Origin of the sequence: Hydrogenophaga flava NBRC 102514, from assembly GCF_001571145.1 — a bacterium.
Taxonomy (GTDB): domain Bacteria; phylum Pseudomonadota; class Gammaproteobacteria; order Burkholderiales; family Burkholderiaceae_C; genus Hydrogenophaga; species Hydrogenophaga flava.
This window is the reverse complement of sequence record NZ_BCTF01000029.1, coordinates 35,569-60,272: the sequence shown is the minus strand read 5'-3', so window position 1 is coordinate 60,272 and position 24,704 is coordinate 35,569. Positions and strand designations below refer to the sequence as shown.

The 24,704-nt window shown below is 67.0% G+C and carries 29 protein-coding genes; 11 read left to right on the top strand and 18 right to left on the bottom strand.

The window, feature by feature from the left end; translation table 11 throughout:
* The first annotated feature begins 171 nt into the window (after positions 1–171).
* Entirely contained in the window at positions 172–300 is a 129-nt protein-coding gene (locus HFL01S_RS25940) for a hypothetical protein (protein WP_281179938.1), read from the top strand.
* Positions 301–372: 72 nt separating this feature from the next.
* On the opposite strand, the gene HFL01S_RS21145 is transcribed toward HFL01S_RS25940, so the two are convergent.
* The 8 genes from HFL01S_RS21145 to mltG form a co-directional block, all read right to left on the bottom strand.
* The gene (locus HFL01S_RS21145; RefSeq protein ID WP_066262378.1) at positions 373–1,884 is read right to left on the bottom strand and encodes a tripartite tricarboxylate transporter permease; all 1,512 of its coding nucleotides are present in this window, start codon (positions 1,882–1,884) and stop codon (positions 373–375) included.
* Between the two features lie 19 nt (positions 1,885–1,903).
* A complete protein-coding gene (locus tag HFL01S_RS21140; RefSeq protein WP_066262376.1) occupies positions 1,904–2,392 on the bottom strand; it encodes a tripartite tricarboxylate transporter TctB family protein in 489 nt (162 codons plus the stop codon).
* 112 nt (positions 2,393–2,504) lie between these two features.
* Complete coding sequence (locus HFL01S_RS21135; RefSeq protein ID WP_084383548.1) at positions 2,505–3,185, bottom strand: ankyrin repeat domain-containing protein; 681 nt, start codon at positions 3,183–3,185, stop codon at positions 2,505–2,507.
* Entirely contained in the window at positions 3,186–3,986 is an 801-nt protein-coding gene (locus HFL01S_RS21130; RefSeq protein ID WP_066262388.1) for a TatD family hydrolase, read from the bottom strand.
* A 69-nt stretch (positions 3,987–4,055) separates the two neighbouring features.
* Positions 4,056–4,424 carry a PilZ domain-containing protein gene (locus HFL01S_RS21125; RefSeq protein WP_066160247.1) on the bottom strand — a complete coding sequence of 123 codons (369 nt, stop codon included), beginning with the start codon at positions 4,422–4,424 and terminating at the stop codon, positions 4,056–4,058.
* A 43-nt stretch (positions 4,425–4,467) separates the two neighbouring features.
* Positions 4,468–5,499 carry a DNA polymerase III delta subunit-related protein gene (locus tag HFL01S_RS21120; protein WP_066262374.1) on the bottom strand — a complete coding sequence of 344 codons (1,032 nt, stop codon included), beginning with the start codon at positions 5,497–5,499 and terminating at the stop codon, positions 4,468–4,470.
* On the bottom strand, positions 5,496–6,185 hold the full coding sequence (tmk, locus tag HFL01S_RS21115; protein ID WP_066262369.1) for a dTMP kinase: 690 nt from the start codon (positions 6,183–6,185) through the stop codon (positions 5,496–5,498). The genes HFL01S_RS21120 and tmk overlap by 4 nt, the downstream gene beginning before the upstream one ends.
* A gap of 6 nt (positions 6,186–6,191) precedes the next feature.
* Positions 6,192–7,199 carry an endolytic transglycosylase MltG gene (gene mltG / locus HFL01S_RS21110; protein ID WP_169802363.1) on the bottom strand — a complete coding sequence of 336 codons (1,008 nt, stop codon included), beginning with the start codon at positions 7,197–7,199 and terminating at the stop codon, positions 6,192–6,194.
* Between the two features lie 72 nt (positions 7,200–7,271).
* Here mltG and ygfZ point away from each other — a divergent pair, with 72 nt between their 5' ends.
* Both ygfZ and HFL01S_RS21100 read left to right on the top strand, forming a co-directional pair.
* On the top strand, positions 7,272–8,207 hold the full coding sequence (ygfZ, locus tag HFL01S_RS21105; protein WP_066262363.1) for a CAF17-like 4Fe-4S cluster assembly/insertion protein YgfZ: 936 nt from the start codon (positions 7,272–7,274) through the stop codon (positions 8,205–8,207).
* Positions 8,208–8,320: 113 nt separating this feature from the next.
* Complete coding sequence (locus HFL01S_RS21100) at positions 8,321–9,148, top strand: NRDE family protein (RefSeq protein ID WP_066262360.1); 828 nt, start codon at positions 8,321–8,323, stop codon at positions 9,146–9,148.
* A gap of 13 nt (positions 9,149–9,161) precedes the next feature.
* Here HFL01S_RS21100 and HFL01S_RS21095 read toward each other — a convergent pair whose 3' ends face one another.
* Together HFL01S_RS21095 and HFL01S_RS21090 are read right to left on the bottom strand one after the other, a co-directional pair.
* Entirely contained in the window at positions 9,162–10,031 is an 870-nt protein-coding gene (locus HFL01S_RS21095; protein ID WP_066262358.1) for a YbgC/FadM family acyl-CoA thioesterase, read from the bottom strand.
* Between the two features lies 1 nt (position 10,032).
* Positions 10,033–11,019: an alpha/beta hydrolase gene (locus HFL01S_RS21090; protein ID WP_066262356.1), complete on the bottom strand. Its 987-nt coding sequence runs from the start codon at positions 11,017–11,019 to the stop codon at positions 10,033–10,035.
* A 114-nt stretch (positions 11,020–11,133) separates the two neighbouring features.
* Here HFL01S_RS21090 and gbd point away from each other — a divergent pair, with 114 nt between their 5' ends.
* Positions 11,134–12,291, top strand: coding sequence for a 4-hydroxybutyrate dehydrogenase (gbd, locus tag HFL01S_RS21085; RefSeq protein ID WP_066262351.1), 1,158 nt, complete (start codon positions 11,134–11,136; stop codon positions 12,289–12,291).
* A 15-nt stretch (positions 12,292–12,306) separates the two neighbouring features.
* Here gbd and HFL01S_RS21080 read toward each other — a convergent pair whose 3' ends face one another.
* From HFL01S_RS21080 to HFL01S_RS21060, 5 genes are all read right to left on the bottom strand, one after another.
* Positions 12,307–12,816 (bottom strand): hypothetical protein, encoded by a 510-nt coding sequence (locus HFL01S_RS21080; RefSeq protein ID WP_066262349.1) that lies wholly within the window; start codon positions 12,814–12,816, stop codon positions 12,307–12,309.
* Positions 12,817–12,899: 83 nt separating this feature from the next.
* The gene (locus tag HFL01S_RS21075; protein WP_066262348.1) at positions 12,900–13,478 is read right to left on the bottom strand and encodes a DedA family protein; all 579 of its coding nucleotides are present in this window, start codon (positions 13,476–13,478) and stop codon (positions 12,900–12,902) included.
* Positions 13,475–13,855 carry a hypothetical protein gene (locus tag HFL01S_RS21070; RefSeq protein WP_066262347.1) on the bottom strand — a complete coding sequence of 127 codons (381 nt, stop codon included), beginning with the start codon at positions 13,853–13,855 and terminating at the stop codon, positions 13,475–13,477. The genes HFL01S_RS21075 and HFL01S_RS21070 overlap by 4 nt, the downstream gene beginning before the upstream one ends.
* Positions 13,842–14,819: a YcjF family protein gene (locus HFL01S_RS21065; RefSeq protein ID WP_066262341.1), complete on the bottom strand. Its 978-nt coding sequence runs from the start codon at positions 14,817–14,819 to the stop codon at positions 13,842–13,844. The genes HFL01S_RS21070 and HFL01S_RS21065 overlap by 14 nt, the downstream gene beginning before the upstream one ends.
* A gap of 77 nt (positions 14,820–14,896) precedes the next feature.
* The gene (locus HFL01S_RS21060) at positions 14,897–15,352 is read right to left on the bottom strand and encodes a hypothetical protein (protein WP_066262339.1); all 456 of its coding nucleotides are present in this window, start codon (positions 15,350–15,352) and stop codon (positions 14,897–14,899) included.
* Positions 15,353–15,506: 154 nt separating this feature from the next.
* On the opposite strand from HFL01S_RS21060, the gene HFL01S_RS21055 reads away from it, so the two are divergent.
* From HFL01S_RS21055 to HFL01S_RS21030, 6 genes are all read left to right on the top strand, one after another.
* Complete coding sequence (locus tag HFL01S_RS21055; protein ID WP_066262337.1) at positions 15,507–16,055, top strand: septation protein A; 549 nt, start codon at positions 15,507–15,509, stop codon at positions 16,053–16,055.
* Positions 16,052–16,333 (top strand): BolA family protein, encoded by a 282-nt coding sequence (locus tag HFL01S_RS21050; protein WP_066262335.1) that lies wholly within the window; start codon positions 16,052–16,054, stop codon positions 16,331–16,333. Before HFL01S_RS21055 ends, HFL01S_RS21050 begins: the two co-directional genes overlap by 4 nt.
* An 8-nt stretch (positions 16,334–16,341) precedes the next feature.
* The gene (locus tag HFL01S_RS21045; protein ID WP_066262332.1) at positions 16,342–17,121 is read left to right on the top strand and encodes a foldase protein PrsA; all 780 of its coding nucleotides are present in this window, start codon (positions 16,342–16,344) and stop codon (positions 17,119–17,121) included.
* A 156-nt stretch (positions 17,122–17,277) separates the two neighbouring features.
* On the top strand, positions 17,278–18,624 hold the full coding sequence (locus HFL01S_RS21040; RefSeq protein ID WP_066262330.1) for a glutamine synthetase family protein: 1,347 nt from the start codon (positions 17,278–17,280) through the stop codon (positions 18,622–18,624).
* A gap of 12 nt (positions 18,625–18,636) precedes the next feature.
* On the top strand, positions 18,637–20,019 hold the full coding sequence (locus HFL01S_RS21035; RefSeq protein WP_066262328.1) for an aspartate aminotransferase family protein: 1,383 nt from the start codon (positions 18,637–18,639) through the stop codon (positions 20,017–20,019).
* Positions 20,016–20,660, top strand: a complete 645-nt coding sequence (locus tag HFL01S_RS21030) for a GntR family transcriptional regulator (RefSeq protein WP_066262325.1) — start codon at positions 20,016–20,018, stop codon at positions 20,658–20,660. The genes HFL01S_RS21035 and HFL01S_RS21030 overlap by 4 nt, the downstream gene beginning before the upstream one ends.
* Positions 20,661–20,666: 6 nt before the next feature.
* Here the strand turns inward: HFL01S_RS21030 and HFL01S_RS21025 are convergent, their stop codons facing one another.
* Together HFL01S_RS21025 and HFL01S_RS25225 are read right to left on the bottom strand one after the other, a co-directional pair.
* The gene (locus HFL01S_RS21025) at positions 20,667–21,365 is read right to left on the bottom strand and encodes a heparan-alpha-glucosaminide N-acetyltransferase (protein ID WP_157538998.1); all 699 of its coding nucleotides are present in this window, start codon (positions 21,363–21,365) and stop codon (positions 20,667–20,669) included.
* Between the two features lie 47 nt (positions 21,366–21,412).
* The gene (locus HFL01S_RS25225; RefSeq protein ID WP_066262322.1) at positions 21,413–22,168 is read right to left on the bottom strand and encodes an alpha/beta fold hydrolase; all 756 of its coding nucleotides are present in this window, start codon (positions 22,166–22,168) and stop codon (positions 21,413–21,415) included.
* 88 nt (positions 22,169–22,256) lie between these two features.
* Here HFL01S_RS25225 and HFL01S_RS21015 point away from each other — a divergent pair, with 88 nt between their 5' ends.
* Complete coding sequence (locus tag HFL01S_RS21015; RefSeq protein WP_066262318.1) at positions 22,257–24,248, top strand: peptidase U32 family protein; 1,992 nt, start codon at positions 22,257–22,259, stop codon at positions 24,246–24,248.
* Here HFL01S_RS21015 and HFL01S_RS21010 read toward each other — a convergent pair.
* A complete protein-coding gene (locus HFL01S_RS21010; protein ID WP_066262315.1) occupies positions 24,218–24,691 on the bottom strand; it encodes a GNAT family N-acetyltransferase in 474 nt (157 codons plus the stop codon). The genes HFL01S_RS21015 and HFL01S_RS21010 overlap by 31 nt on opposite strands.
* Positions 24,692–24,704: the final 13 nt, after the last annotated feature.

Genomic DNA, 24,704 nt, shown 5'->3' with positions numbered 1-24,704 from the left:
AGAGCATAATATGAATGTTGCATCCAGAAACATTTATTACGTCACGCCACGCGATCGCCCTCAAGTCTGCCCATGGGCAACCGAACTGGAGTCATCGGCAGATTTGTGACCGATCTCACATCTCGGCAGGAACCCTGGTTCACTTGAATCCAAAGCCCAAAAGGAAACGTCATGCTGTCCACGTTTGAGCACTACCTTGCCATGGCCCTCGAGTTTCTGGTGTTCTGGGCCTGCGTGCTCTCGCCGGTGCTGGCGTTCTGGCAAGTGCTGTCATGGGCTGGGCGGCAGCTGCCGGGTTGATCCGATTCCCACAAGAAAAAACCCCGGTCAGAGGCTCCTGACCGGGGTTTCTGTTCCAACGACTGAGCCGAATCAGTCTTCGACAAACGCTTCTTCGCGCTTCTTCTTCACAGACGGCATCAGCACCACGATCAGCAGAATGGCCGCCACCACCAGCAGGCTGGCCGACAGCGGACGGGTCACGAACACCGACCAGTCGCCGCGCGAAATCAGCAGTGCCCGGCGCAGGTATTCCTCCATCATCGGCCCCAGGATCAGACCCAGCAGCAGCGGAGCCGGTTCACAACCCAGCTTGATGAAGCCATAGCCAATCAGACCGAACAGCGCCACCATCCAGATGTCGAAACTATTGTTGTTGGTCGAGTACACGCCGATCGCACAGAACAGCACGATGGCCGGGAACAGCCACTTGTAAGGCACGGTCAGCAGCTTGATCCAGATACCGATCAGCGGCAGGTTCAGGATCACCAGCATGGCGTTGCCGATCCACATCGAGGCGATCAGGCCCCAGAACAGTTCAGGGTTGCTGGTCATGACCTGCGGGCCCGGCTGGATGTTGTGGATGGTCATGGCCCCGACCATCAGCGCCATCACGGCGTTGGGGGGGATGCCCAGCGTCAGCAGCGGGATGAAGGAGGTCTGCGAACCGGCGTTGTTGGCCGACTCCGGCGCGGCCACACCGCGGATGTTGCCCTGGCCGAACGGCACTTCACCGGGCTTGAGCTTGGTCTTCTTTTCTATGGTGTAAGCGGTGAAGGCCGACAGCAAGGCGCCGCCACCGGGCAGGATGCCCAGAGCCGAACCGAGCGCCGTACCACGCAGCACGGCCGGGATCATGTTCTTGAAGTCCTCGGCGGTCGGCATGATGCCCTGCACTTTGCCGGTGAACACCTCGCGCTTTTCGTCCGGGTGCGACAGGTTCTGGATGATTTCGCCGTAGCCAAACACGCCCATGGCGATGGCCAGGAAGCTGATGCCATCGGTCAGTTCGGGAATGTCGAAGCTGTAGCGGGCCACACCCGAGTTCACGTCGGTACCGACCAGACCGAGCAGCAGGCCCAGCACGATCATCGCCAAGGCCTTCACCAGCGAGCCGGAAGCAAGCACCACAGCGCCGATCAGGCCCACGATCATCAGCGAGAAATATTCGGCGGGGCCAAATTCCAGCGCAAGGTCGGTCAGGGGCGCCGCAAACGCCGCAAGAATCAGGGTGCCCACGCAGCCGGCAAAGAAGGAGCCCAGACCGGCCGCAGCCAGTGCGGGGCCTGCCCTGCCCTTGCGCGCCATCTGGTACCCGTCGATCACGGTCACCACGGACGACGACTCGCCCGGCAGGTTCACGAGAATGGCGGTGGTCGAGCCACCGTACTGTGCACCGTAGTAGATGCCGGCCAGCATGATGAGTGCGGCCACAGGCGGCAGACCGTAGGTGGCCGGCAGCAGCATGGCGATGGTGGCCAGTGGGCCGATACCGGGCAGCACACCGATCAGCGTGCCCAGCAGGCAGCCGATGAAGGCGTAGATCAGGTTCTGGAAGGTGAAGGCAACACCAAAACCCAGGGTGAGGTTGTTGATCAGATCCATGTTGTTGTTCTCCTCGGGTTCAGTTGGCCAGGAACCAGGGCAGCACGGGGAACTGCAGGTTCAGCATCTTCACGAAGGCCAGGTAGCTACCGACGGCCAGGATGGTGGCCAGGATCAGCGATTCCTTGAGCTTAGAGCCTTCGCGGGCATAACCGGCCATGACGACCAGGCCATAGATCGCCACGATCAGGCCGAAGGGAGGAATGCCCAGCGAGGGCAGCCCCACCAGCAAGGCGCCGAACAGCAGGTTGGCCCCCAGGATGAAGACCAGCGGTCTCCACGCGATGGCTCCGATCTTGTCGCCGCCCGGAGGGCCGGACTTGAAGGAGTTGAAGGTGACCAGTGCACCCAGCAACACCAGAAGGAGGCCGAGCATGAAGGGGAAGTATCCCGGCCCCATGCGTGCGGCTTCTCCAATCTCGTAGTCCACCGCACCCCAGGCGAACGAACCACCCACGGTCATGAACATGAGTCCCGAAACAAAGTCTTTTTGACTGGCTATCGCCACGGCTGTCTCCTCGGAATAAGAACATGGCGATTCTCGGTGGCATTCGCCCCGATCCCCATGTGGGTTACACCTACAGAAACAGGCGGCAGTCGCTGACGCGACCGCTGTTGGTTCAGCGGCCTGGTGCGCGGCGCTGCCGCAGACGCTGAGCGATCAGCTCGGCCAAGTCATCGCGCTCGGCGCGGCGGGCGAAGTCGACGGCGGTGAGTCCCTGGTCATTGCGCAGCGACGGGTCGGCCCCCTCCTCCAGCAGCAAAGACACGAGGTCACGGTGACCGTACATGGCGGCCAGCATCAGCGGCGTGGACCGGTTGGGCGACTCCGCGTCGATGTAAGCGTGGTGTTCCAGCAGCAGCCGCACCATGTCAGCACTGTCGGACTCGGCCCGTGACGAGGCATAGTGTAGCGGCGTCCATCCGGGCTTGTTGACTTCGGCGCCCCGCCGGATCAGCTGGCGGGCCATGTCCAGATGCCCCTTGATGGCGGCAATCATCAAGGGGCTCTCTCCCTGTCGGTTGTACAGCTCCACGCGGACCGCACGCTGGGTCAGCAGGAAGCTCACCACCTTCAGCGAGCCCTCGCGAAGCCCTACATGGAGACCCGAATCGCCTTTTTCGTTCTGGCTGTTGAGATCGAAGCCGCGCAACGCCAGCGCCACCACAGCCGATTCGTTGTCCAGCTCCGCGGCTTTGAAGAAGTCTTCGAACGAGCCTGCAAACCCGAAATTGCAAAACGTGAAAAGCACATTGAAAACAATGTACTTTTTAAACCTCCTGATGTTCAGCTTCAACATTCAGAGCACCTGATTGAACAGCTGTTCGAAGTTCTGGCTCGTGGCTTCGGCCACCGCTTCGACCCCCAGCCCCTTGATCTCGGCGATCTGGCGGGCCACGTGCGGGACATACGACGGGTTGTTGGTCTTGCCGCGGTATGGCACCGGTGCGAGGTAGGGGCTGTCGGTCTCGATGAGGATACGATCCACCGGGACAAAGCGCGCGACCTCCCGCAGGTCGGCCGCGTTGCGGAAGGTCAGGATGCCGGAGAAGGAAATGTAGAAGCCCAGATCCAGGGCGGCCCGCGCAACCTCGGCCGTCTCGGTGAAACAATGGAACACACCCCGCGACACCGCACCGCTTGCACTGCCCGCGAAGCCGCCCTCCTCGCGCAGGATGGCCAGGGTGTCGTCCGAGGCACTTCGGGTGTGGATCACCAGCGGTAGCGCGGTCTGCCGTCCGGCGCGGATGTGGACCCGGAACCGCTCGCGCTGCCATTCCATGTCGGCCACGCTGCGGCCATTGAGCCGGTAGTAGTCCAAGCCCGTCTCGCCAATCCCCACCACCTTCTCGCGTGCTGCGCCCGCCAGCAGGTCGTCCAGTGTGGGCTCCCGCACGCCTTCGTTGTCGGGATGCACGCCGACCGTGGCCCACAGCTGGTGGTGGTCACGGGCCAGGGCATGCACCGTGTCGAACTCTTCCAGCGTGGTGCAGATGCACAGTGCACGGTTGACCTGCGCCTCTTCCATCGCCTGCAGGATGGCCGGCAGTTGCTCGGACAGTTCGGGAAAGCTGAGGTGGCAGTGGGAGTCGGTGAACATGGCGGTGGCCGCAGGCATTGCCCGGGACAAGGCAGAAAGCAGAGAGAGAGGGACCGACGCCCGCGACGGTCACATCGTCTGTGTCGGCTTCTCGGAGGCGAGCGCCGAACCGAGGATTTCCTCGATCTTGATCTTCAGGTGACGGGACTTTTCGTCCGCCGGAAAGCGGATGCCCACACCCTGGGTGCGGCCACCTTGCGCTTTGGCCGGCGTCACCCAGGCCACCTTTCCGGCGACGGGATAGCGCTGCGGATCGTCGGGCAGGCTCAGGAGCACATAGACGTCGTCACCGATCCGGTAGTCACGCGACGAGGGAATGAAGATGCCCCCGTCGGTGAACAGCGGGATGTACGCTGCGTAGAGCGCCGCTTTCTCCTTGATGGAGAGCTGGATCACGCTGGGGCGTGAAGAGGCAGGCTGGCTCGGGCTGGTGCTCATGGCGGGCAAGTTTAAAGGCAAATGACCTGGACCCCTCGGGCCATCAGGCGCGCGCAGCCCCGCGCGTGAGCACCTGTCGCGTGGCCGCCACCCAGGCTTCCTGCATCAGGCCGGCGTTGTAGGGATGCTCGACCGTGCGTGCGGCGTCGGCCAGCGCCTTGGACCAGCGCGCCAGCACGGCCCACCGCGGCGCCGGCGGCAGGCTGTCGGCGGGAAAGAACCGCGGCGCCGCACCGGCCGCCACCGACATCAGGTCGTGGCAGAGCTTCTGCAGCATGGCCAGCTGCTGCGGTGCCGACCAGTCCGACACCAGCGCCCAGTCGCCGCGCGCGAGCGCCTGGGGCAACTGCGACCAGCGGGAGGCGGTCAGTCCGGACTGCGCCCAGGCCAGGGCATCTTCCGGCCGGCCTCCGGCTGCTTGCAGCCAGGCGCGGGCCTCTGTTTCACCTACCTCTTTCAAACCAGCCTCTTTGGCCCCGGCCTGCAGCCAGGCGATGGCCTCGCCGTCCGAGGGCCAGACCATGGCATGGGCCTGGCAGCGGCTGCGGATGGTGGGCAGCAACTGATGGGCCGACTCGCTGGCCAGCACAAAACGGGTGTCGCCAGCCGGCTCCTCCAGGGTCTTGAGCAAGGCGTTGGCGGTGACCGTGTTCATGCGCTCGGCCGGATACACCAGCACCGCCGTGCCGCGGCCGCGCGCGCTGGTGCGCTGCGCGAAGGCCACCATGTCGCGCATGGCCTCGACACGGATTTCCTTGCTGGGCTTGCGCTTCTTGTCGTCGACCTCTTTCTGTGCCGCCTCGGACAGCGGCCAGCCGCGCGCCAGCATCTCGGTTTCCGGCATCAGCACCACCAGGTCGGGATGAGAGCGGCTGCTGATCAGGTGGCAGCTCTCGCATGCCCCGCAGGCACCGTGGGCGCTGGGTTGTTCACACAGCCAGGCCTGGGCCAGGGACAGGCCGAGCGCGTACTGGCCCAGGCCGCTCGGACCCTGCAGCAGCCAGGCGTGACCGCGCTGCGCCAGCAGGCGTTCGCGCTGTTTCAGCAGCCAGGGAGCATCCAGAGAGGTGGTCATTTCGGCCCACTATTGGCAGCGACCATGATGGACAGCCAGCCGCGGCGCACGAAGGTTGCCGTCAGTTGCTGCCAGACCTGGTGGCGGGTCTGGTCGGCCTGGATACGGGCGAAGCGCGCAGGCTGTGCCTCGGCGCGGGCGGCATACCCGGCGACCACGCGGCGGAAGAACTCGAGCGGCAGGGCTTCGAAGCGGTCCGGCGTGCGGGCATCGGCCAGGCGGGCGGCGGCGGTTTCGGGCGGCAGGTCGAACCAGACCGTCAGGTCGGGCTGGCGCAGACCGTTCAAGGCAGCGGGTGTGGTCTGCACCCAGCGCTCCAGGGCGCCCAGCACCTCCAGGTCAAAGCCCCGCCCGCCGCCCTGGTAGGCGAAGGTGGCGTCGGTAAAGCGGTCGCACAGCACCACTTCACCGCGCGCCAGGGCCGGTTCGATCACCGTCACCAGGTGATCGCGCCGCGCCGCGAACACCAGCAGCGACTCGGTCAGCGGGTCCATCGGATCGCCCAGCACCATGGCCCGCAGCTTTTCGGCCAGCGGCGTGCCGCCCGGCTCGCGCGTGAGCGTGACGGTGCGGCCCTGGTCCCGGAAGGCCTTGGCCAGCCCTTCGATATGGGTCGACTTGCCGGCACCGTCGATGCCTTCGAAGCTGATGAACAGGCCGCGCGAGACGGTCGCTTCAGAACTCATGGTGGTTCACTTCTGCAGCTGGAACTTGCGCACCGCCGCGTTGTGTTCGTCGAGGGTGGCACTGAACTGGCTGCTGCCGTCGCCACGCGCCACGAAATACAGGGCCCGGGTGTCGGCCGGTTTCACCGCCGCCAACAGCGCGGCCCAGCCAGGCATGGAGATCGGCGTCGGCGGAAGGCCGGCGCGGGTGTAGCTGTTGTAGGGGGTGTCGGTCTGCAGGTCGATCTTGCGCAGATTGCCGTCGAAGCGTTCCCCCAGGCCATAAATCACGGTCGGGTCAGTCTGCAGGCGCATGCCGATGCGCAAGCGGTTGTTGAACACGCCACCGACCATGGCGCGGTCCGCCTCGGTGCCGGTCTCTTTCTCGATGATGCTGGCCAGGATCAATGCTTCATCGGGCGAGCGCAACAAGGTTCCCGGGTCGCGCTGCTCCCAGGCCTGGGCAAGCCGCTGCTCCATGGCCTGTGCGGCCTGCTTCAGCACGCTCGACGCGGGGGCCTGGCGGACCATGCGGTAAGTGTCCGGAAAGAAGCGGCCTTCGGGGTGGCGCCCCGGGTAGCCGATCTTGGCCATGATGCCCGCACCATCCAGCCCGTCCAGGTCCTGGGTCAGGTCGGGCGAGGCGCGCACCGCGGCCATCAGTTCGCGGAAATTCCAGCCCTCGAGCAGCGTCAGGCTGCGCAGAGCCTGCTCACCCCTCACGAGTTGCCTCAGCAGGCTGCGCGGTGTGGCGCCGGGCTGGATTTCATAGACACCGGCCTTGATGGCCCGCGACTGGCCCGACAGGCGGAACCACACTTGCAGCAGCAGCGGTGGTGCCTGCACGCCCGCGCCGGTCAGCGCGCTGGCCACGCCCCGGGCCGAGGCGCCGGGCGGGATTTCCACGGCCAGCGGTTGTTCGGCGGTGGTGGTCGCTGGCAGCACCAGTGGCTGGCCCAGCCACCACCAGGCACCGCCCGCGAGCATCCCGGCCAGCAAAATTGTCAACAGCAGGAGCCGGGAGAGCAGTCGTATCACAGCAGGAAATGGGGGGGCTTGGCGGACGCTGGGGCGCGTCGCAGGACGGCGCATGATAATCGACCGATCATGTTCCAAGCCCCTGATTTCCCCCCTCCCAACGCCCTGCGCGGCGTGGCCTTGCTGCCCCGGCTCGGCGTCATCCGCGCCCAGGGCGAAGAGGCCGCCAAGTTCCTTCACAGCCAGCTGACCAATGACTTCTCCCTGCTGGGGCTGTCCGAAGCCCGGCTGGCCGGGTTCTGCACCGCCAAGGGCCGGCTGCTGGCCAGTTTCATCGGCTTCAAGCGCACGCACGACGAGATCCTGCTCGTGTGCCAGGCCGACCTGCTCCCGGCAACGCTCAAGCGCCTGTCCATGTTCGTGCTACGCGCCAAGGCCAAGCTGAGCGACGCCAGTGCCGAGTTCCAGTTGTGCGGTCTGGCCGGTGACGCGGTGCCCGCTGCCCTGCCCGCAGCGCCCTGGAGCAAGCTGGACGCCGACGGTGCGCAGCTGGTGCGCCTGTATCCCGCCGACAGCACCGCCCGTGCCCTCTGGATCGCGCCGGCCGGGGTGGAACCGCCCGCCGGCCCGGCGCTCGACAGCACCGCCTGGGACTGGCTGGACGTGGTGGCCGGTGTGCCGCTGCTGAGCCAGCCGGTGGTCGAAGCTTTTGTGCCGCAGATGGTGAACATGGAATCGGTCGGTGGCGTGAACTTCAAGAAAGGCTGCTACCCCGGCCAGGAAGTGGTGGCACGCAGTCAGTTCCGCGGCACGCTCAAGCGCCGGGCCTACCCGGTGTTCGGGGATGCGCCCATGGCCGCGGGCCAGGAGGTGTTCCACGACAGCGACCCGTCGCAGCCCTGCGGCACGGTGGTCGCCGCGGCGGCCTCGCCCTCGGGCGGCTGGAGCGCCATGGTGTCGATGCAGACCAGCGCGGCCGAAGGCGGCGCGCTGCACCTGGGCGCCGCCGACGGTCCGTCGCTCACGCTGCTGCCCCTGCCTTACCCGCTGCTGGCAGATGTTTGAAGGAACATGGGCCCCCACGCTCCACCGCTGCGCGGGTCGCTGCCCCCCGAGGGGGCGCGAATCCGGCTTGGGGCGGCCCGGCGCCAGATTCAAGCATTGCATTGCGAGACGCAATGTGCCTGATCGCCTTCGCCATCGGCACTGACCCAGATCGTCCGCTGCTGCTGGCGGCCAACCGCGACGAGTTCTTTGAGCGGCCCACTGAGCCGCTGCACCGCTGGACCCTGCCCGACGGCACCGGCGTGGTCGCGGGTCGCGACCTGCGGGACGGCGGCACCTGGCTGGGCATGAGCGAGGTCGGCCGCGTCGCCATGCTGACCAATGTGCGCAGTGCGAACCCCGGCCCGGGCCGCCGCAGCCGAGGCGAGCTGACCACGCGCTGGCTGCAGTCCGGCAGCTCCTGGGACACACTGCTGTCCGACGTGTCCGCAGTCGACTACGGCGGCTTCAACCTGGTGGTGGGTGATCTGACCTGCGGTTTCTGGGCCTGGGTGAGCAACCGCGACCCGGCTCAACCCCATGAAGAACACACCGACCGCCTGCACCACCGGCGGCTGGCGCCGGGCGTCTACGGCCTGTCCAACGCGGCGCTCGACACACCCTGGCCCAAGACGCTGCGGCTGAAACAGGCGCTGGCCGAAGCCCTCACGACCGGACCGGACGCAACGTCACCGCTGGTGGCCGCGCTGGCCGACCGCGACATCCGTCCTATGTCCGAACTGCCGGCCACCGGTGTTCCCGCCGAGCTGGAGCGCGCGCTGTCCAGCCCTTTCGTCGACATGGCCGACCGTGGCTATGGCACCCGCAGCAGCCTGCTGCTGAACGTGGCGCGCCATGGCCAGGGTTTCAGCGCCGACTTCACCGAGTGGACCCACACGCCGCCGCCGGCCGGCCCGCACCGCTGGACCGACGCCCAGCCGCGTCGGCTGCGCCTGGCCTGAGCGGCCGCGCCGCTCACAGCGGCAGGAACATCTCCTGGTGCGGGATGCCCGCTTCCTCGAACGCCGGCCCGCGCCGCTGCCAGCCCAGCCGGTCGTAGAAGCCGATGGCGCTGCTTTGCGCATGCAGCAGCACCTCGCGGTCGCCGCGCGCACGGGCCGCCTCGGTCAGCGCCTGCAGCACCTGCCGGCCCAGCGAGCCCCCGCGCAACACGCGCTTGACCGCCAGCCGCCCCACCTGCGAGACGCCCGGCGTGCCGGTGGGAATCAGGCGCCCGGTGGCGACCGCCTGGCCCAGGCGGTTGTGGACCACGGCGTGCACCGCAGTGGCGTCGGCCACGTCCTGCTCCAGGTCCTTGGGGATCTGCTGTTCGTCGACGAACACCTCGGTGCGGACCGCCCGTGCGTCGGCACCCAGCGTGGCCCAGTCGCCCACGCGGACCGCCGCCACCGCCTCGCCGGCCTCGTAGCCCATCAGAGTGTCGCGCAGCGCCTGCGGCACCGGGCGTGATGTCTGGGTGGCAGGGTCTGCGAACACATAGACCAGTTCGCCCGAGATCAGGTGCTGGTCGCCGCGGAAGATCGCGCCGGTGAAGGTGAGCGACGAGGTGCCGATGCGGCTGCATTTCATGGCCACATCGATCTGGTCGTCCATGCGCGCCGAGGCGTGGAACTCCACCGTGGCCTTGACGACGTACAGGTCACCGCCGAGCCGGTGCATGGCCTCTTCGTAGGGCAGCGCCACCGCCCGCCAGTAGTCGGTGATGGCGGTGTCGAAGTACATCAGGTAGTGGGCGTTGAAGACGATCTTCTGCATGTCCACCTCGGCCCAGCGCACGCGCAGGCGGTGGAAGAAACGGAAGTCCGAACGCGAGAGTTGGGGCATGTCAGTACTCTCCGAATGCGTGGCGCAGCGCGCGGGCGGCGTCGTTGTGGGCGGTCAGTGCGGTGGGAATGGCGCGGCCGAACTGGATGAAGCCGTGCACCACGCCGGCGTAGATCTCCAGGTCCACCGGCACGCCCGCCATGCGCAGCCGGTCGGCGTACATCACGCCCTCGTCGGTCAGGCTGTCGCACTCGGCCAGGCCGATCCAGGCGGGCGCCACGCCGTCGAGATCGCGCACCTGGCCGGTGTCGTCGACCCCGTCCAGCGGTGCGAAACGCCAGTCGTCGCGGTCCTGCGGACCGCGCAGATAATGGCCGAAGAAATAGCTGATGTGCGGCTCTTCGAGGATGAAGCCGTGGGCGAAGGTCTTGTGGCTGGGAGTGTCCTGGTGGCCGGCGGTGCCGGGGTAGAACAGCAACTGCAGCGCCAGCGGCCAGCCGGCATCGCGCGCGGCGATGGCGGTGACCGCGGCCAGGGTGCCGCCCGCACTGTCCCCTCCGACGGCGATGCGCGTGCCGTCCAGCCCAAGGGATTCGGCCTGTTCGCGCAGCCAGCCCAGCGCGTCCCAGGCGTCGTGCACCGCAGTGGGGAATTTCCATTCGGGCGCGAGCCGGTAGTCCAGCGACACCACGGCGCAGTGCGCCAGATGCGCGAGATGGCGGCACAGCGGCTCGTGGGTGGCGATGTTGCCGACGGTGAAACCGCCGCCGTGTAAGTACAGCAGCACTGGCAGGGACTGTTCGCTGGCGGGGGCATACAGGCGGGCCGGCAGTTCGAACCCGTCGCGTGCGGGGATCCCGAGGTCCTCGACCCGCGTCAGCTTGTGCGGCGGAATGTCCACCACACCCGCCCCGGCGGCGTAGGCGGCCTTGGCCTGGTCCGGGCTCAGGGCGTGCAGCGGCGGGTGCCCGGCGCGGGCGATGCGGTCGATCAGTCCGCGCATGGCGGGCGTGAGCAACGACCGGGGGTTCGGATGGTGGTGCGACATGGGCCGGCATTGTGGCGGTGTTTCGCGCGCCCCGCTGCCCACTGTGCGACCCGGACCGGGCGTCGCAGCCTTTATAGTTTTTGCCATTCCACACAACAAGCGAGACAAGCAGCCATGGCGCAGATCCTGTACGTGACGAACATCCTGATTGAAGACGGCGCGCTGGCGCAGCTGGCCGCCGAGTGCGCCCGGGCCGGCATCACCCGGCCGCTGATCGTGACCGACGCGGGCGTCAAGGCCGCGGGGCTGCTGGACCGGGCGCTGGCCGCCCTGCCCGGCTGGCCGGTGGCGGTGTTCGACCAGACGCCGGGCAATCCCAACGAGGCGGCGGTGCGCGCCGCCGTCGAGGCCTGCAAGGCCGGCGGCTGCGACGGTCTGATCGCGCTGGGCGGCGGCAGCTCGATCGACTGCGCCAAGGGCGTGGCCATTGCCGCCACCCACGAAGGCCCGTTCAAGACCTACGCCACCATCGAAGGCGGTTCACCCAAGATCACCCCGGCCGTGCTGCCGCTGATCGCCGTGCCCACCACCGCAGGCACCGGCAGCGAGGTGGCGCGCGGCGCCATTGTGATCGTCGACGATGGCCGCAAGCTGGGTTTTCACAGCTGGCACCTGGTGCCCAAAACCGCCATCCTCGACCCCGCGCTCACCCTGGGCTTGCCACCGCTGTTGACCGCCGCCACCGGCATGGACGCGATCGCGCACTGCATGGAAACTTTCATGGCGCCGGCCTTCAACCCGCCGGCCGACGGCATTGCGCTCGATGGCCTGCAGCGTGGCTGGTCACACATCGAACGCGCGACCAACGATGGGCAAGACCGGGAGGCGCGGCTGAACATGATGAGCGCTTCCATGCAGGGCGCGATGGCGTTCCAGAAAGGGCTGGGCTGTGTGCACAGCCTGAGCCACAGCCTGGGTGGCGTGAACCCGAGGCTGCATCACGGCACACTCAACGCCCTCTTCCTGCCCGCCGTGATTGCCTTCAACGCGGGTGCCGAGAGTGTGCAGAAGGAGCGGCGCCTGCAGCGCATGGCCCACGCCATGGGCCTGCCGGAAGATGGTGATGCGGCTGCGGTGGCGCAACGGCTGGGTGAGGCCATCCGGGCCATGAACACGCGGCTGGGGCTGCCCGCGGGGCTGGCGTCCCTGGGTGTGACCGAGGACCTGTTCGACAAGGTGATCCAGGGCGCGCTGGCGGACCACTGCCACAAGACCAACCCGCGGCTGGCCAGCGCGGCCGACTACCGTGACATGCTGCGGGCCTCGATGTGAGGCCCGCCCGCCACATCAGTTGCGGCGCTTGAGGGTGTAGCGGCTGTCGTAGAAGCTGTTGGCATAGCCCTCGGCATCCTTCGCACCGTCTTCGTCGCCCAGCTGCAAGGTGGTGCCGTCGGTGTACATCACCAGCTTGCCGTTGCCCTGGTCGGCAGCGCCATTGAACTTGTCGGCGGTGACGCCGGCAATCGCTTTGGTGCCGGCGTGATTCATCGACAGGTTGGTCAGCACGTTCTCGTCCTTGACGCTGGGGCCGGAGCAGGAGCTGCCCACATAGCCGTAGGCCACCACATTGCCGCTGAAGCTGGTGGCCGCGACCTTGGTGAAGTCGGCGCGGATCTTGGCGGACGCGCCGCTGTCGGCGTAACAGTCCGACTCCCACGTGCCGATGTACTTGGCCACCACGTCGCCGGAGCTGTCTCCTTCCACCGATGGGTCGTCGTCACCACCACCACAGGCGGCAAGCAGTGCGGTGGCGGCCAGGGTCGCGGCGATCAGCGGGAAACGCAGGGGCTTGGTCATCGGAGGAATCCTTCTCTTGGGTGATGGGGCGCCAGAAGCATCTTCGGGCGAGCAGATTCTGCCCGAACCACCCGCGTAAGAGTTCAACGCAGGCGCCAGAGCCCCCACAAACCCGCGGCGGCCAGCAACCCACCCAACAGAAGGCCCACCGAGTCCTCCGCCCAGGCGCTCACCCACTCCCAGCGATCGGCGAACACGTAACCGAGCCCACCGAACAGCGCCACCCACACCAGCTCCCCCACCAGCACTGGCAGCAAGAACCGGTGCCAGGGAAAACGGGTGCTGCCAGCCAGCAGGTTCACCGGCAGCGCGAGCGGGGTCAACAGGAAGCGTGTCAGCAGCACCGCCCAGGCGCCCTGGCGTGCAAAGGTGTCGGCCGCCCGCTGCCAGACCGGACCGGTGCGCCATGACTGCGGCAGGCGCTGGCCCATCAGCCGGCCTGCGAGATAGCACCCCATGTCCCCCGCCACCGCAGCGGCCACACCGGTCGCGGCCGACATCACAGGTTCGAGCACGCCCTGGCGGGCAAAAGCGCCGGCGGCCAGCAGCAGCATGGAAGCTGGCAGCGGCAGGCCCAACGCGGCCAGAAACAGCACGGATGCCAGCAGCCACTGGCCCTGGTTGATCAAGGCCGTCAGCAGCGCACCACTGAGGTCGCTCACCGATCAGGCTCCTGCAGCGCCGACCGGCGCTCCAGAATCAGCGCCTCGACCTTCTTGCGCCCCTCCAACGGTTCGATGCCTTGCGCACCGAACCAGTCGTGAAGGCTGAGGTCGTCACCACCGGACGCTGGCAGGCCCAGCACCTCGCGCACCCGCTCCTCGGGCACGCCGTGCACGCGCTCTATATAAGAGAGGGTCATCCAGCCGCGCAAGGTCTCGACCTGGATTTCGCCCGCGGCCAGGCGGGTCTGGTAGTCGTGCTGGCGCCAGGCGCGCCAGGCGAACACGCTCATCAGCAGCACACCGACCAGCAGCGCCGCCACGGCAAGCCGACGCGGCCAGTGCACCGGGCGCGGCGGGTCGTCAGGGTTGGCCACGCACCATCCCAAGCACCTTGCCCATGTCCAGCGTGCGCGAGAGGTCCTTCATCTGGGGCAGGTACTGGGTCTGCATCTGCCGGGCCGGGGTCAGCAGCTGCTGGAAGGTCTGCTGCAGCAGCGCCGTGCTCATGACGCGGCCGCCAGCGTAGTAGCGCCGGGCCACCTGGCCGAGCGCATAGGTGGTGGCGAACGACATCGCCATGCCGGTGGCCACGCCGCCGATTCCGCCGATGGTGCGGCCGGCCACCTTGCCCAGCAGGCCACCCAGCAGCTTGCGCCCGAACTGCTCCACGTACTGGGAGGTCAGGCCCACGCCGACGGTGGTGATGAACTCCTTGATATGGCCCTGGTCAAGCTCGATGCCGTAGGAGCGGCCGATGTTGTAGACCATGCGCACCTGCAGCGGGATGATGGCCATCGAGGCCCAGGACTGCGGCAGCAGTTCCAGTGCACCGTTGAGCAGGGCCGCGTTCAGGATGGTCTTGTCCAGGGCCGCTTCCCGGGCGGGGTCGCTGGAGGCTGCGCCTTGCGGGGCCTGGGCGGGTGCCGGCACCGGCGCACTCGCCGGTGCCGCGGCAGCCGCGGCCGTAAGCACCGCATCGGCCTCCTGCTCGAAGGCCTGGGCGCGGCCAGCATCCAGGGCCAGGCGCGATTTCAGGTCCGAGAGGAAAGCCGTTTCGGCGGCGTTCTGCCGCCCGTCGGCGTCGCAGACGCAGACCGCCATTTCGTAGGCCAGCTGGCGCTGGGCCGGTTCACGCAGGGCGCCGACGGCGTCGGCCAGCGTCACCCGCTTGAGCAGCACATCCTGATACAACCCCGCCAGCGCCGCGCTCCCGGCCTCGCGGCCCAGCGACTCCGCCAGCCGCCGCACGGCCTCGCGCTCGCTGTCGGCCTTGTCGCCGTCGGCAAACGCCGCCAACAGAGCAATGGTGAGAATGGCTTGTTGTTCCTGGATTTGCATGGTTCCGATGCCCTGAGTTGCAGAAGAAGCACTCTAGAGCAACGGAGTGTGGGCCAAGTTCCGGCCCCCGATGCGATTCAGCTGCTGGCCACGTCGATGGCGTCCTGGGTGGAGCGCAAAATGCCGCGCACCAGCGGGAACATGTCGCCAATGGCGTCCAGCAAGCTGCCGACCGTCAGGCTGCACACACCGAGCAGGTGTGTCTGGGCGAAGCTGGCTTCGGTACCGCTGTCCTGGCCGGGTTGCAAGCTGTTCCGAATCGCATCCGCCAGGCCGTTGAGTTCCAGGATTTTCAGGCGCGCGGGGGTGGACGTGGAAGTCATGCCCATGCGCGACCAATAGGCCAGGCCCACCTGTTCGATCAGCTCGCGCTCCATGGACGCCGACATCACCTCGCTGACCCAGGGCACCAGGGGTGCGAGATGGGCCTTGTGGGTTTCGTCGGACAGCACCCGGTCCACCAGGGCACTCGTCTGTTCCATGAAATCGGCCAGAGACACTTTGAAACTCTCGAACTGCTCGTCATCGCTCATGGGTCCACCTGTGAAGGAAATGCAGAAAAAGCCCCGGACTGGCCGCATGCCTGTTGGTGCCTGAGGGGTGTGATGCTTATCGGCAGATGGCCAGGGAACCTTGACCGCCAGCCGGTCTCAGACCATCGCCACGACAACACCGATAATTCTTTCCATGCGTTTCCTGATCGACTTCTTCCCCATTGCGCTGTTTGTGGCCGCCTACAAGTTTGGCGACATCTACACCGCCACCGGCGTGCTCATGGCCGCCACCGTGGTGCAGACCGGCATCATCTACGGCATCGACAAGCGGCTGCAGACGCTGCAGAAGGTGACTCTGCTGCTGGTGCTGGTGTTCGGCGCCCTCACGCTGCTGCTGCACGACGAGCGCTTCATCAAGTGGAAGCCCACCGTCCTCTACGCAAGCATGGCCATCGTGCTGGCTGCGGCGCTGTGGGTCTGGAAGAAGAACTTCCTGCAGATCCTGCTGGGCAGCCAGCTCAGCCTGCCGGCCCCGGTGTGGTCGCGCCTGACCGTGATCTGGATCGCCTACTTCCTGTTCATGGCTGCCATCAACGGTTACGTCGCGGCCTACTACTCCACCGAGGACTGGGTCAACTTCAAGCTCTGGGGTTACGTGTTTCCGGTGGTCTTCATCATCGGCCAGGGTCTGTACATTGCCCGCTACCTCAAGAGCGACACCGAAGCGGGGACCGGCTCATGATCCCGGACCAGCTGTTCGTGCCCACTGCGGCTGCGCTGCAGGCCGCCCTCGACGCCGCCCTCAGTCCGACCCGTCTGGAAGTCATCGACGAAAGCGCGGCCCACGCCGGGCACGCCGGTGCCAACGGACTGGGCTACGGCACCCATTTCCGGGTGCGCATTGCCTCCCCCGCCTTCACCGGCAAGAGCCGCGTGGCGCAACACCGCCTTGTGTATGATGCGCTGCGCAATTTCACCGACGCCGGCCTGCATGCGCTGGCCATCGAAATCCTCACCTGATCCACACCATGAAATTCTCCCTGTCGGCCCTGACCGCCGCGGCTCTGATCGTTGCCGCCCCCCTGGCCATGGCCCAGAACGTCGCCATCGTCAACGGCAAGGCGGTGCCCAGCAGCCGCGTCACCGCGCTGGAACAGCAGATCGCAGCCTCCGGCCGTCCGATCGATGACGCCACCCGCGCCCAGATCAAGGAAGAAGTCATCCTGCGCGAAGTCTTCATGCAGGAAGCCCAGAAGCGCGGTATTGCCGCCACGCCGGAATACAAGGAGCAGATGGAGCTGGCCCGACAGACCATCATGATCCGCGCCCTGTTCGCCGACTACCAGAAGAAGAACCCGGTGTCCGACGCCGACCTGAAGGGCGAGTACGACAAGTTCGCTGCGGCCAACGGTGGCAAGGAATACCGTGCGCGCCACATCCTGGTCGAGAAGGAAGACGAGGCCAAGGCCATCATTGCGGCCATCAAGGGTGGCGCCAAGTTCGAGGACCAGGCCAAGGCCAAGTCCAAGGACCCGGGCTCCGGCGCCAACGGTGGTGATCTGGACTGGGCCAACGCCGCCAGCTACGTGACCGAGTTTTCCGAGGCCATGATCAAGCTCGAAAAGGGCCAGATGACCCAGGAGCCGGTCAAGAGCCAGTTCGGTTACCACATCATCCGTGTCGACGACGTGCGCCAGGCCAAGCTGCCGACGTTCGAAGAACTCAAGCCGCAGATCGCGCAGCAGATGCAGCAGCAGAAGCTGGGCGACTTCCAGCGCACGCTGCGCGAGAAGGCCAAGATCCAGTAAGGCCTGGGGCATCCCAAAAAAAGCGCGGCTTGTCCGCGCTTTTTTTCGCCTGTCGGTCAGTGGATCTGTCGGCCGGCATGCAATTGGATTTGATCAAATATTGGAGGATTTTTGTTATAACGCGATAATCAATCATCTTTTTGATCAAATCTAATCATGAGCGCTCCCCCCACCGACATCCGAAGCTTCCTCAGCGAGCACCGCATTCACGAGGTCGAGTGCGTCATCCCCGACATGACCGGGATCGCGCGCGGCAAGATCCTGCCGAAGGACCTGTTCCTCAGTTCCGGGCACATGCGCCTGCCCAAGAGTGTCTTGCTCAACACCGTCAACGGCCAGCAGCCCGACAACGCCGAGTTCGTCGGCGACACCGACCCGGACATGGTCTGCGTGCCCGACCTGTCGACCGCGCGCATGGTGCCCTGGGCGGCCGAACAGGTCGCGGTGATCATTCACGACTGTGAGGAGTTCAACGGCTCGCCCGTTGCGCTCTCGCCGCGCAGCGTGCTGCGCCGCGTGCTGGCGCTGTACGAGGCCCAGGGCTGGCAGCCGGTGGTGGCGCCCGAAATGGAGTTCTACCTGGTGGCCCGGCAGCAGAACCCGCACGAACCGCTGCAGCCGCCGCTGGGCCGCACCGGCAAGCCCGAGGCCGGCCGGCAGTCGTATTCCATCGATGCGGTCAACGATTTCGACCCCTTTTTCCTGGAGCTCTCGCGCTTCTGCGAGGTGCACCGCCTGGGCGTCGAGACGCTGATCCACGAGGCCGGCGCCGGCCAGATGGAGATCAACTTCACCCACGGCGATGCCATGGACCTGGCCGACCGGGTGTTCCTGTTCAAGCGCACGGTGCGCGAGACCGCGCTGCGCCACGGCATCTTCGCCACCTTCATGGCCAAGCCGATGGAGGCCGAGCCCGGCAGCGCGATGCACATCCACCAGAGCATCCTGGACCGCGCCACTGGCCAGAACATCTTCAGTGACCACGAGGGCGCGGTGACGCCGAACTTCCGCCATTTCATCGCCGGCCTGCAGCGCTATGTGCCGCAGGTCATGCCGATGCTGGCGCCCTATGTGAACTCCTACCGCCGCCTCTCGCGCTACATGTCGGCGCCGATCAATGTGCAGTGGGGCTACGACAACCGCACCTGCGGCATCCGCGTGCCCGAGTCCGACGCCGCCAACCGCCGGGTGGAGAACCGCGTGCCGGGCGTCGACGTGAACCCCTACCTGGCCATGGCCGCAACGCTGGGCGCGGGCTACCTGGGGCTGATGGAGAAGCGCCAGCCTAGCGAGCCCATGAAAACCAGTGCCTGGGACAGCGACCAGGACCTCCCCAGCCACATGGAGGACTCGATCCGCCGCATGCGCGAATGCGAGGCGCTGCGCGAGGTGTTCGGCGGCGCCTTCATCGACGCTTTCCTCGCGGTCAAGGAACTCGAATACGCCACCTACAACCGCGTGATCAGCTCCTGGGAGCGCGAACACCTGCTACTGCTGGTCTGAGGAGACCCCCCCATGACGCAAGAACAACGACCCACCCGCACCGGCCTGGACTGGCCGCGCGCACAGACCTTCCTCGCGCAGGAGCGCGCCCGTTTCCACGAGGCCCACCCGCGCTCGGCCGCCCTCGCCGCCCGCGCCCGCGACCACCTGCTGTTCGGGGTGCCGCTTCACTGGATGAACGACTGGGGCACGCCGTTCGCGCTGCACGTCGACCACGCCAGCGGCGCCCAGGTCATCGATGTGGACGGCCACACCCTGGTCGACTTCTGCCTGGGCGACACCGGCGCCATGTTCGGCCATTCGCCCACCCCGGTGGCCGAAGCCGTCGCCCGCCAGGCCACCCGCGGCTTCACCACCATGCTCGCCACTGAGGACGCGGCCGTGGTCGGCGAGCAGCTGGCGCAGCGTTTCGGTCTGCCGGTCTGGCAGTTCGCCATGAGCGCCACCGATGCCAACCGCTACATCGTGCGCTGGCTCCGCGCCGCCACCGGCCGCAAGAAGATCCTGGTGTTCAACGGCTGTTACCACGGCACCATTGAGGACGTGTTCGTCGATCTGGTGGACGGCCGGCCGGTGCAGCGCGAGAGCCTGCTCGGCCAGGTGCACAACCTGCTGGATGCCACGGTGGTCGTCGAATTCAACGACCTGGCCGCCCTCGATGCCACGCTGGCCGGTGGAGACGTGGCCTGCGTGCTGGCCGAGCCGGTGATGACCAACATCGGCATGGTGCTGCCCGAGCCGGGCTTCTGGGCCGAGGCTCAGAAGATCATCCGCCGCCACGGCACGCTGCTGGTGATGGACGAGACCCACACCATCAGCACCGGCCCTGGCGGCTACGCCCACGCCCACGGCATCGCCGCCGATGCCCTGGTGCTGGGCAAACCGGTGGGCGGCGGCGTGCCCTGCGCGGTCTACGGCATGAGTGCCGAACTCGCGGCCCGCGCCGAAAAGGCCAAGCGCGAAGCACCGCCCGGCCACAGCGGCATCGGCACCACGCTCACCGGCAACATGCTGGCCATGGCCGCCATGCGCGCCGCCCTGACCGAGGTCATGACCCCTGCCGCCTACGAGCACATGCTGGCACTGGCGCAGCGGCTGGCCGCCGGGCTGCGCGAGGTGATCGCGCGGCATGGCCTGCCCTGGTGCGTCACCCAGGTCGGCGCGCGCACGGAGTTCCAGTTCTGCCCCGCGCCGCCGAAGACCGGCAGCGAGGCCGACCGCATCCTCGACGGCGAGCTGGAGCACCTGATCCACCTGGGCCTGCTCAACCGCGGTGTCATGATCACGCCCTTCCACAACATGATGCTGGTCTGCCCACAGACCAGCGACGAACACGTCGCGCAGCTGATCGGCGCGCTCGACGAGGTGCTGACCCAGATCACGCAGAAGGCATGAAGACCCCCGCTCCGACCCAGCAGGACGAGACTTACGCGCGGCTGCGCCAGTGGGTCACGGTGGGCCAGTTCCTGCCGGGCGAACGGCTGAAGATCCATGCCATCGCCGAGAAGCTGGGCGTGGGCGTGATGCCCGTGCGCGCCGCGCTGCAGCGGCTGGCGGCCGAGGGTGCGCTGGTCAACGTGCCGCACGCCGGCATGCAGGTGCCCAAACTCTCGCTGGCCGAATTCGACGACGTGCTGCAGACCCGCCTGCTGCTTGAAGGCGAGGCCGCCGAGCGCGGCGCCCACCGGCTCGACGCCGCCGGTGTGGCCGGGCTGCTGGCGCTGGAGCAGCAGATGCGCGAGGCGCTCAAGGCCGGTGATGCCAAGGGCTATCTTGACGCCAACGAGCTGTTCCACCTGCGCCTGTACCAGGCCGCCGCCTCCCCTACCCTGCTCTCGCTGATCGAGACCGTCTGGCTCAAGGTCGGGCCGCTGTCGAACAAGCTGTTCGAGGTGGAGGCCTCGCAGCGCGTGATCAACGACGCCCACGGCGACGCGGTGATGGCGCTGCGCCTGCGCGACAGCGCCGGCGTGCGGCGGGCGATCGAGAAGGATCTGTTCGTGGCCGCGCAGTTTCTGAGGCCGTTCTGCGCCTGAACCGGCTCAGCCGCGCCACCAGGCGAAGGCCGCCAGCAGGCCGATCATCACCGGCTGGTGAAGCAGGTAATACGACAGACTCCAGCGCCCCAGCACCACCAGAGAGCGCCGAAGCCCGGTGGCCGGCGCGTCACCCGCGCCCAGCCACGGCGGCCGGTGTGCCAGCGCCCAGCGGCCGGCCGCGACGCCCCACCACATCACGCCCAGCCAGGGCAGCACCGGCGCGTAGTCCTCGGTCACAGGCAGCTCGCTGATGAAGCCCAGCGCGTTCCAGCCGGGCTGATTCAGAAAAGCCAGCGACGGAAGCGCGCTGATCACCAGCGGCGCCACCCACTTCATCGAGATCGCCACCGCCCCCAGCGGCCAGAGCCAGGTGCCCCAGCCCGCTGTCAGCCGCACCAGGATCAGCATCGCCGCAATGCCGTGCAGGATGCCGAAGTAGATGAAGGTGTCCGGGAACATCAGCCAGGAACCGGCCGATACCAGCAGCGCACCGCCCGCCACCTGCGCCCAGCGTTTCCAGAAGCGCGGCCAGCCCTGTCCCTGCTGCAGCGCCACCGCCTGCGACAGCCCGGCGGTGAACAGGAACAAGCTCACGATGAACGTGCGCTGCCAGGTCCAGAACGGGTCGTCGTAGAAGTCCTGTGAGATGAAACCGAAGTGGTTGAGGTCGAAGCTGAAATGGAAGACCGTCATCCACAGCATCGCCACCGCACGCAGAAGGTCGATGTGGTCCAGCCGGGGTGTGGCTTTCACCGGCAACTGGAGTGCACCTTCAGCAGCAGCTGCGCCAGCTCGCGCGGCGCGCTGACCATCGGGTCGTGGCCGGTCGCCAGCTCGTACACCGTCCAGCCTGGTTCGCTGCGCACCCGCTTGCGGGCGGCGTCGATGGTGGCCAGCGGCGGGTTCGTGCAGTCGATGAAGCTGTGCGGGAGGGACCAGACCAGGGCCGGGTCGAACAGCAGTGTCTCGTGGTAGAGGCGGTAGGGCTGCGGCGTCTGGCGGCGGTTGACCCAGTCGCGGTCGGCGCCCTCCAGGCCGAACACGCTCGCGTCCGGTGGCGGAAAGCTCAGCCCGCCGCTGCTCTGCTGCGCCTCGGCGGCGCGCTTGGCTACAGTCTCCGCCGAGTGGGGCGTGCTCCAGCTGTTGCCCGGATCGGGAATGCCCGCGTCCAGGTAGACCAGGTGCTGCAGCAAGCCCGGGTGAGAGCGCTGCAGGCGGTCGGCCACACAGGTGATCAGGTTGCCGGCGTAGCTGTGGCCGACCAGCACCACCCGTTCCAGTTCTTCGGCCTCGATCAGCCCGATCACGTCCTGGATGTGGGTGTTGATACCGACCATCGGGCTCAGCAGGTGGGCCCGCTCGCCCACACCGGTGAGCGTGACAGCATGGGCGTCCACGCCGGCGCCGCGCAGCAGCGGCAGCACCCGCTTCCAGCACCAGGCGCCGTGCCAGGAGCCGTGAACGAGGACGATGGCGGTGCTGGAAAGGTCTTGGGATGCAGGCATGGGCGATCTCCGGGACAATATCGGGTTCGATTGCGGGGCCGTTCGTGGCCCCGATTCTGCCTGCTCTGCCCTCATTTTTCGCGTCACCATGTTGCCCCACCAGCTCGAACTGCTTGCCCCAGCCCGCGACGCCGACATCGGCATCGAGGCCGTGAACCACGGGGCCGACGCGGTCTACATCGGCGGCCCGTCCTTCGGCGCCCGCACGAGTGCTGACAACTCGGTGCAGGACATCGCCCGCCTCGCGGCCCACGCGCACCGCTACAACAGCCGCATCTTCGTGACGATGAACACCATCCTGCGCGACGACGAGCTGGAGCCGGCGCGCAAGCTGGCCTGGCAGCTGTACGACGCGGGCGTGGACGCGCTGATCGTGCAGGACATGGGCTTGCTGGAGATCGACCTGCCGCCCATCCAGCTGCACGCCAGCACCCAGACCGACATCCGCACGCCAGAGAAGGCGCGCTTCCTGCAGGACGCGGGGCTTTCCCAGATCGTGCTGGCGCGCGAACTGACGCTGCAGCAGATCGCCGCCATCGACGCCGCGCTCGGCCCGAAGGACGCACCGGGCCGCGCCATCCTCGAATTCTTCGTGCACGGCGCGCTCTGCGTGGCCTACAGCGGCCAGTGCTTCATCAGCCACGCCCACACCGGCCGCAGCGCCAACCGGGGCGACTGCTCGCAGGCCTGCCGCCTGCCATACGAAGTGAAAGACAGCCAGGGCCGCATCGTCGCGCACGACAAGCATGTGCTCTCGATGAAGGACAACAACCAGAGCGACAACCTGCGCGAGATCATCGATGCCGGCGTGCGCAGCTTCAAGATCGAAGGCCGCTACAAGGACATGGCCTACGTCAAGAACATCACCGCGCACTACCGCGTGCTGCTGGACGAGATCCTGGAGGAACGTCCCGAGCTGGCCCGCGCCAGCAGCGGCGAATGCACCTTCCACTTCCAGCCCGACCCGAACCAGAACTTCAACCGCGAGTTCACCGACTACTTCGTGCAGGGCCGCAAGGAAGACATCGGGGCCTTCGACACGCCCAAGAACCCGGGCCGCCCGATCGGTTTCGTCACTGCCACCGGCCCCAACTTCGTGGAGCTGCAGACCGACGAACAGGACACGGTCATCCACAACGGCGACGGCCTGTGTTACCTGGACCTGCAGAAGGAACTGGTGGGCCTGCAGATCAACCGCGCCGAAGCGGTCAACCAGAAAGGCCTCTGGCGGGTGTTCCCGAAAGACCCCATGGAGGGGTTCAAGGACCTGCGCAAGGGCGTGCAGATCAACCGCAACCGGGACATGGACTGGGTGCGCGGGCTGGAGAAGAAGTCGGCCGAACGTCGCATCGGTGCCTGGCAGACACTGGCTGAAACCGCTGACGGTCTTGAACTCACCATCACCGACGAAGACGGCCACAGCGGTACCGCCACCTATTCAACCCTGGTTCACGGCCCTCTGCAGGACGCCAAGGACCCGAGCCAGGCCGAGGCCAAGCTGCGCGAGAACGTCTCACGCCTGGGCGACACCCTGTTCCAGCCGCTGGACGTGACGCTGAACCTCAACGGCCCGCGCTTCGTTCCGGCGTCGCAGCTCAACGCTCTGCGCCGAGACGCGGTGGAGCGCCTCGAAGCGGCTCGCGCGGCGGCCTGGCACCGCCTGCCGCGCGCCGTGCCGGTCGTTCCGCCCGTGAACTACCCGGAAGACACACTCACCTACCTGGCCAACGTGTTCAACCACAAGGCGCGCGACTTCTATGCGAAACACGGCGTGAAGGTGATCGCCGCCGCATACGAAAGCCACGAGGAAGAAGGCGAAGTCAGCCTGATGATCACCAAGCACTGCGTGCGCTTCTCGCTCAGCCTCTGCCCCAAGCAGGCCAAGGGCGTGACCGGTGTGCAGGGCACGGTGAAGGCCGAGCCGATGCAGCTGATCAACGGCAAAGAGAAGCTGACCCTGCGCTTCGACTGCAAGCCCTGCGAGATGCACGTGGTCGGCAGGATCAAGCGCAGCGTGATGAACGCCGTGCCGGCGAGCCCGGTGAAGTTCTACCGGACGCGGCCGGTGGCAGGCGCCTGAACCCGGCGGTTGTAGGTCAGGAAGACTTCGTCGCGCACCCAGCCCAGAGATTCGTACAGCCGCTGGGCCGTGGCATTGGTTCTGGCGGTGGTGAGGTCCATGCGCGCCTTGCCTTGCTGGGCTGCATGGGCTTCCGCGGCCAGCAGCAGCAAGCGCCCGACGCCGGCCTTGCGCATGTCAGGCGCCACGAACAGGTCGTACAGGGTGTAGATGGGCTTGGCTTCCACCGAGCAAAAGGTCGGGTACAGCTGGCAGAAACCCACCAACCCGGTCGCGCCCTCGGCCACCAGCAGAACAGACTCCTCGCGGGTCCATCGCTGGGTGATGAAGTTCTGCGCCAGCGCCAGATCGGCCGGCTGCTCGTAGAACTGCCGGTAAAGGTCAAACAGTGCCGCTGTCGCTGGAATGTCCGAAGCCTGCGCCGGCCTCACGGTGATGTTCATTGTTTTGCTTTGT

What these genes read in the sequence shown, in the direction of transcription:
- HFL01S_RS25940 (WP_281179938.1), top strand. Translation starts at nt 172, where the DNA reads ATGCTGTCCACGTTTGAGCACTACCTTGCCATGGCCCTCGAGTTTCTG.
- HFL01S_RS21145 (WP_066262378.1), bottom strand. Translation starts at nt 1,884, where the DNA reads ATGGATCTGATCAACAACCTCACCCTGGGTTTTGGTGTTGCCTTCACC.
- HFL01S_RS21135 (WP_084383548.1), bottom strand. Translation starts at nt 3,185, where the DNA reads ATGTTGAAGCTGAACATCAGGAGGTTTAAAAAGTACATTGTTTTCAAT.
- HFL01S_RS21130 (WP_066262388.1), bottom strand. Translation starts at nt 3,986, where the DNA reads ATGTTCACCGACTCCCACTGCCACCTCAGCTTTCCCGAACTGTCCGAG.
- HFL01S_RS21125 (WP_066160247.1), bottom strand. Translation starts at nt 4,424, where the DNA reads ATGAGCACCAGCCCGAGCCAGCCTGCCTCTTCACGCCCCAGCGTGATC.
- HFL01S_RS21120 (WP_066262374.1), bottom strand. Translation starts at nt 5,499, where the DNA reads ATGACCACCTCTCTGGATGCTCCCTGGCTGCTGAAACAGCGCGAACGC.
- tmk (WP_066262369.1), bottom strand. Translation starts at nt 6,185, where the DNA reads ATGAGTTCTGAAGCGACCGTCTCGCGCGGCCTGTTCATCAGCTTCGAA.
- ygfZ (WP_066262363.1), top strand. Translation starts at nt 7,272, where the DNA reads ATGTTCCAAGCCCCTGATTTCCCCCCTCCCAACGCCCTGCGCGGCGTG.
- HFL01S_RS21100 (WP_066262360.1), top strand. Translation starts at nt 8,321, where the DNA reads ATGTGCCTGATCGCCTTCGCCATCGGCACTGACCCAGATCGTCCGCTG.
- HFL01S_RS21095 (WP_066262358.1), bottom strand. Translation starts at nt 10,031, where the DNA reads ATGCCCCAACTCTCGCGTTCGGACTTCCGTTTCTTCCACCGCCTGCGC.
- HFL01S_RS21090 (WP_066262356.1), bottom strand. Translation starts at nt 11,019, where the DNA reads ATGTCGCACCACCATCCGAACCCCCGGTCGTTGCTCACGCCCGCCATG.
- gbd (WP_066262351.1), top strand. Translation starts at nt 11,134, where the DNA reads ATGGCGCAGATCCTGTACGTGACGAACATCCTGATTGAAGACGGCGCG.
- HFL01S_RS21080 (WP_066262349.1), bottom strand. Translation starts at nt 12,816, where the DNA reads ATGACCAAGCCCCTGCGTTTCCCGCTGATCGCCGCGACCCTGGCCGCC.
- HFL01S_RS21065 (WP_066262341.1), bottom strand. Translation starts at nt 14,819, where the DNA reads ATGCAAATCCAGGAACAACAAGCCATTCTCACCATTGCTCTGTTGGCG.
- HFL01S_RS21060 (WP_066262339.1), bottom strand. Translation starts at nt 15,352, where the DNA reads ATGAGCGATGACGAGCAGTTCGAGAGTTTCAAAGTGTCTCTGGCCGAT.
- HFL01S_RS21055 (WP_066262337.1), top strand. Translation starts at nt 15,507, where the DNA reads ATGCGTTTCCTGATCGACTTCTTCCCCATTGCGCTGTTTGTGGCCGCC.
- HFL01S_RS21050 (WP_066262335.1), top strand. Translation starts at nt 16,052, where the DNA reads ATGATCCCGGACCAGCTGTTCGTGCCCACTGCGGCTGCGCTGCAGGCC.
- HFL01S_RS21045 (WP_066262332.1), top strand. Translation starts at nt 16,342, where the DNA reads ATGAAATTCTCCCTGTCGGCCCTGACCGCCGCGGCTCTGATCGTTGCC.
- HFL01S_RS21040 (WP_066262330.1), top strand. Translation starts at nt 17,278, where the DNA reads ATGAGCGCTCCCCCCACCGACATCCGAAGCTTCCTCAGCGAGCACCGC.
- HFL01S_RS21035 (WP_066262328.1), top strand. Translation starts at nt 18,637, where the DNA reads ATGACGCAAGAACAACGACCCACCCGCACCGGCCTGGACTGGCCGCGC.
- HFL01S_RS21030 (WP_066262325.1), top strand. Translation starts at nt 20,016, where the DNA reads ATGAAGACCCCCGCTCCGACCCAGCAGGACGAGACTTACGCGCGGCTG.
- HFL01S_RS21025 (WP_157538998.1), bottom strand. Translation starts at nt 21,365, where the DNA reads ATGCTGTGGATGACGGTCTTCCATTTCAGCTTCGACCTCAACCACTTC.
- HFL01S_RS25225 (WP_066262322.1), bottom strand. Translation starts at nt 22,168, where the DNA reads ATGCCTGCATCCCAAGACCTTTCCAGCACCGCCATCGTCCTCGTTCAC.
- HFL01S_RS21015 (WP_066262318.1), top strand. Translation starts at nt 22,257, where the DNA reads ATGTTGCCCCACCAGCTCGAACTGCTTGCCCCAGCCCGCGACGCCGAC.
- HFL01S_RS21010 (WP_066262315.1), bottom strand. Translation starts at nt 24,691, where the DNA reads ATGAACATCACCGTGAGGCCGGCGCAGGCTTCGGACATTCCAGCGACA.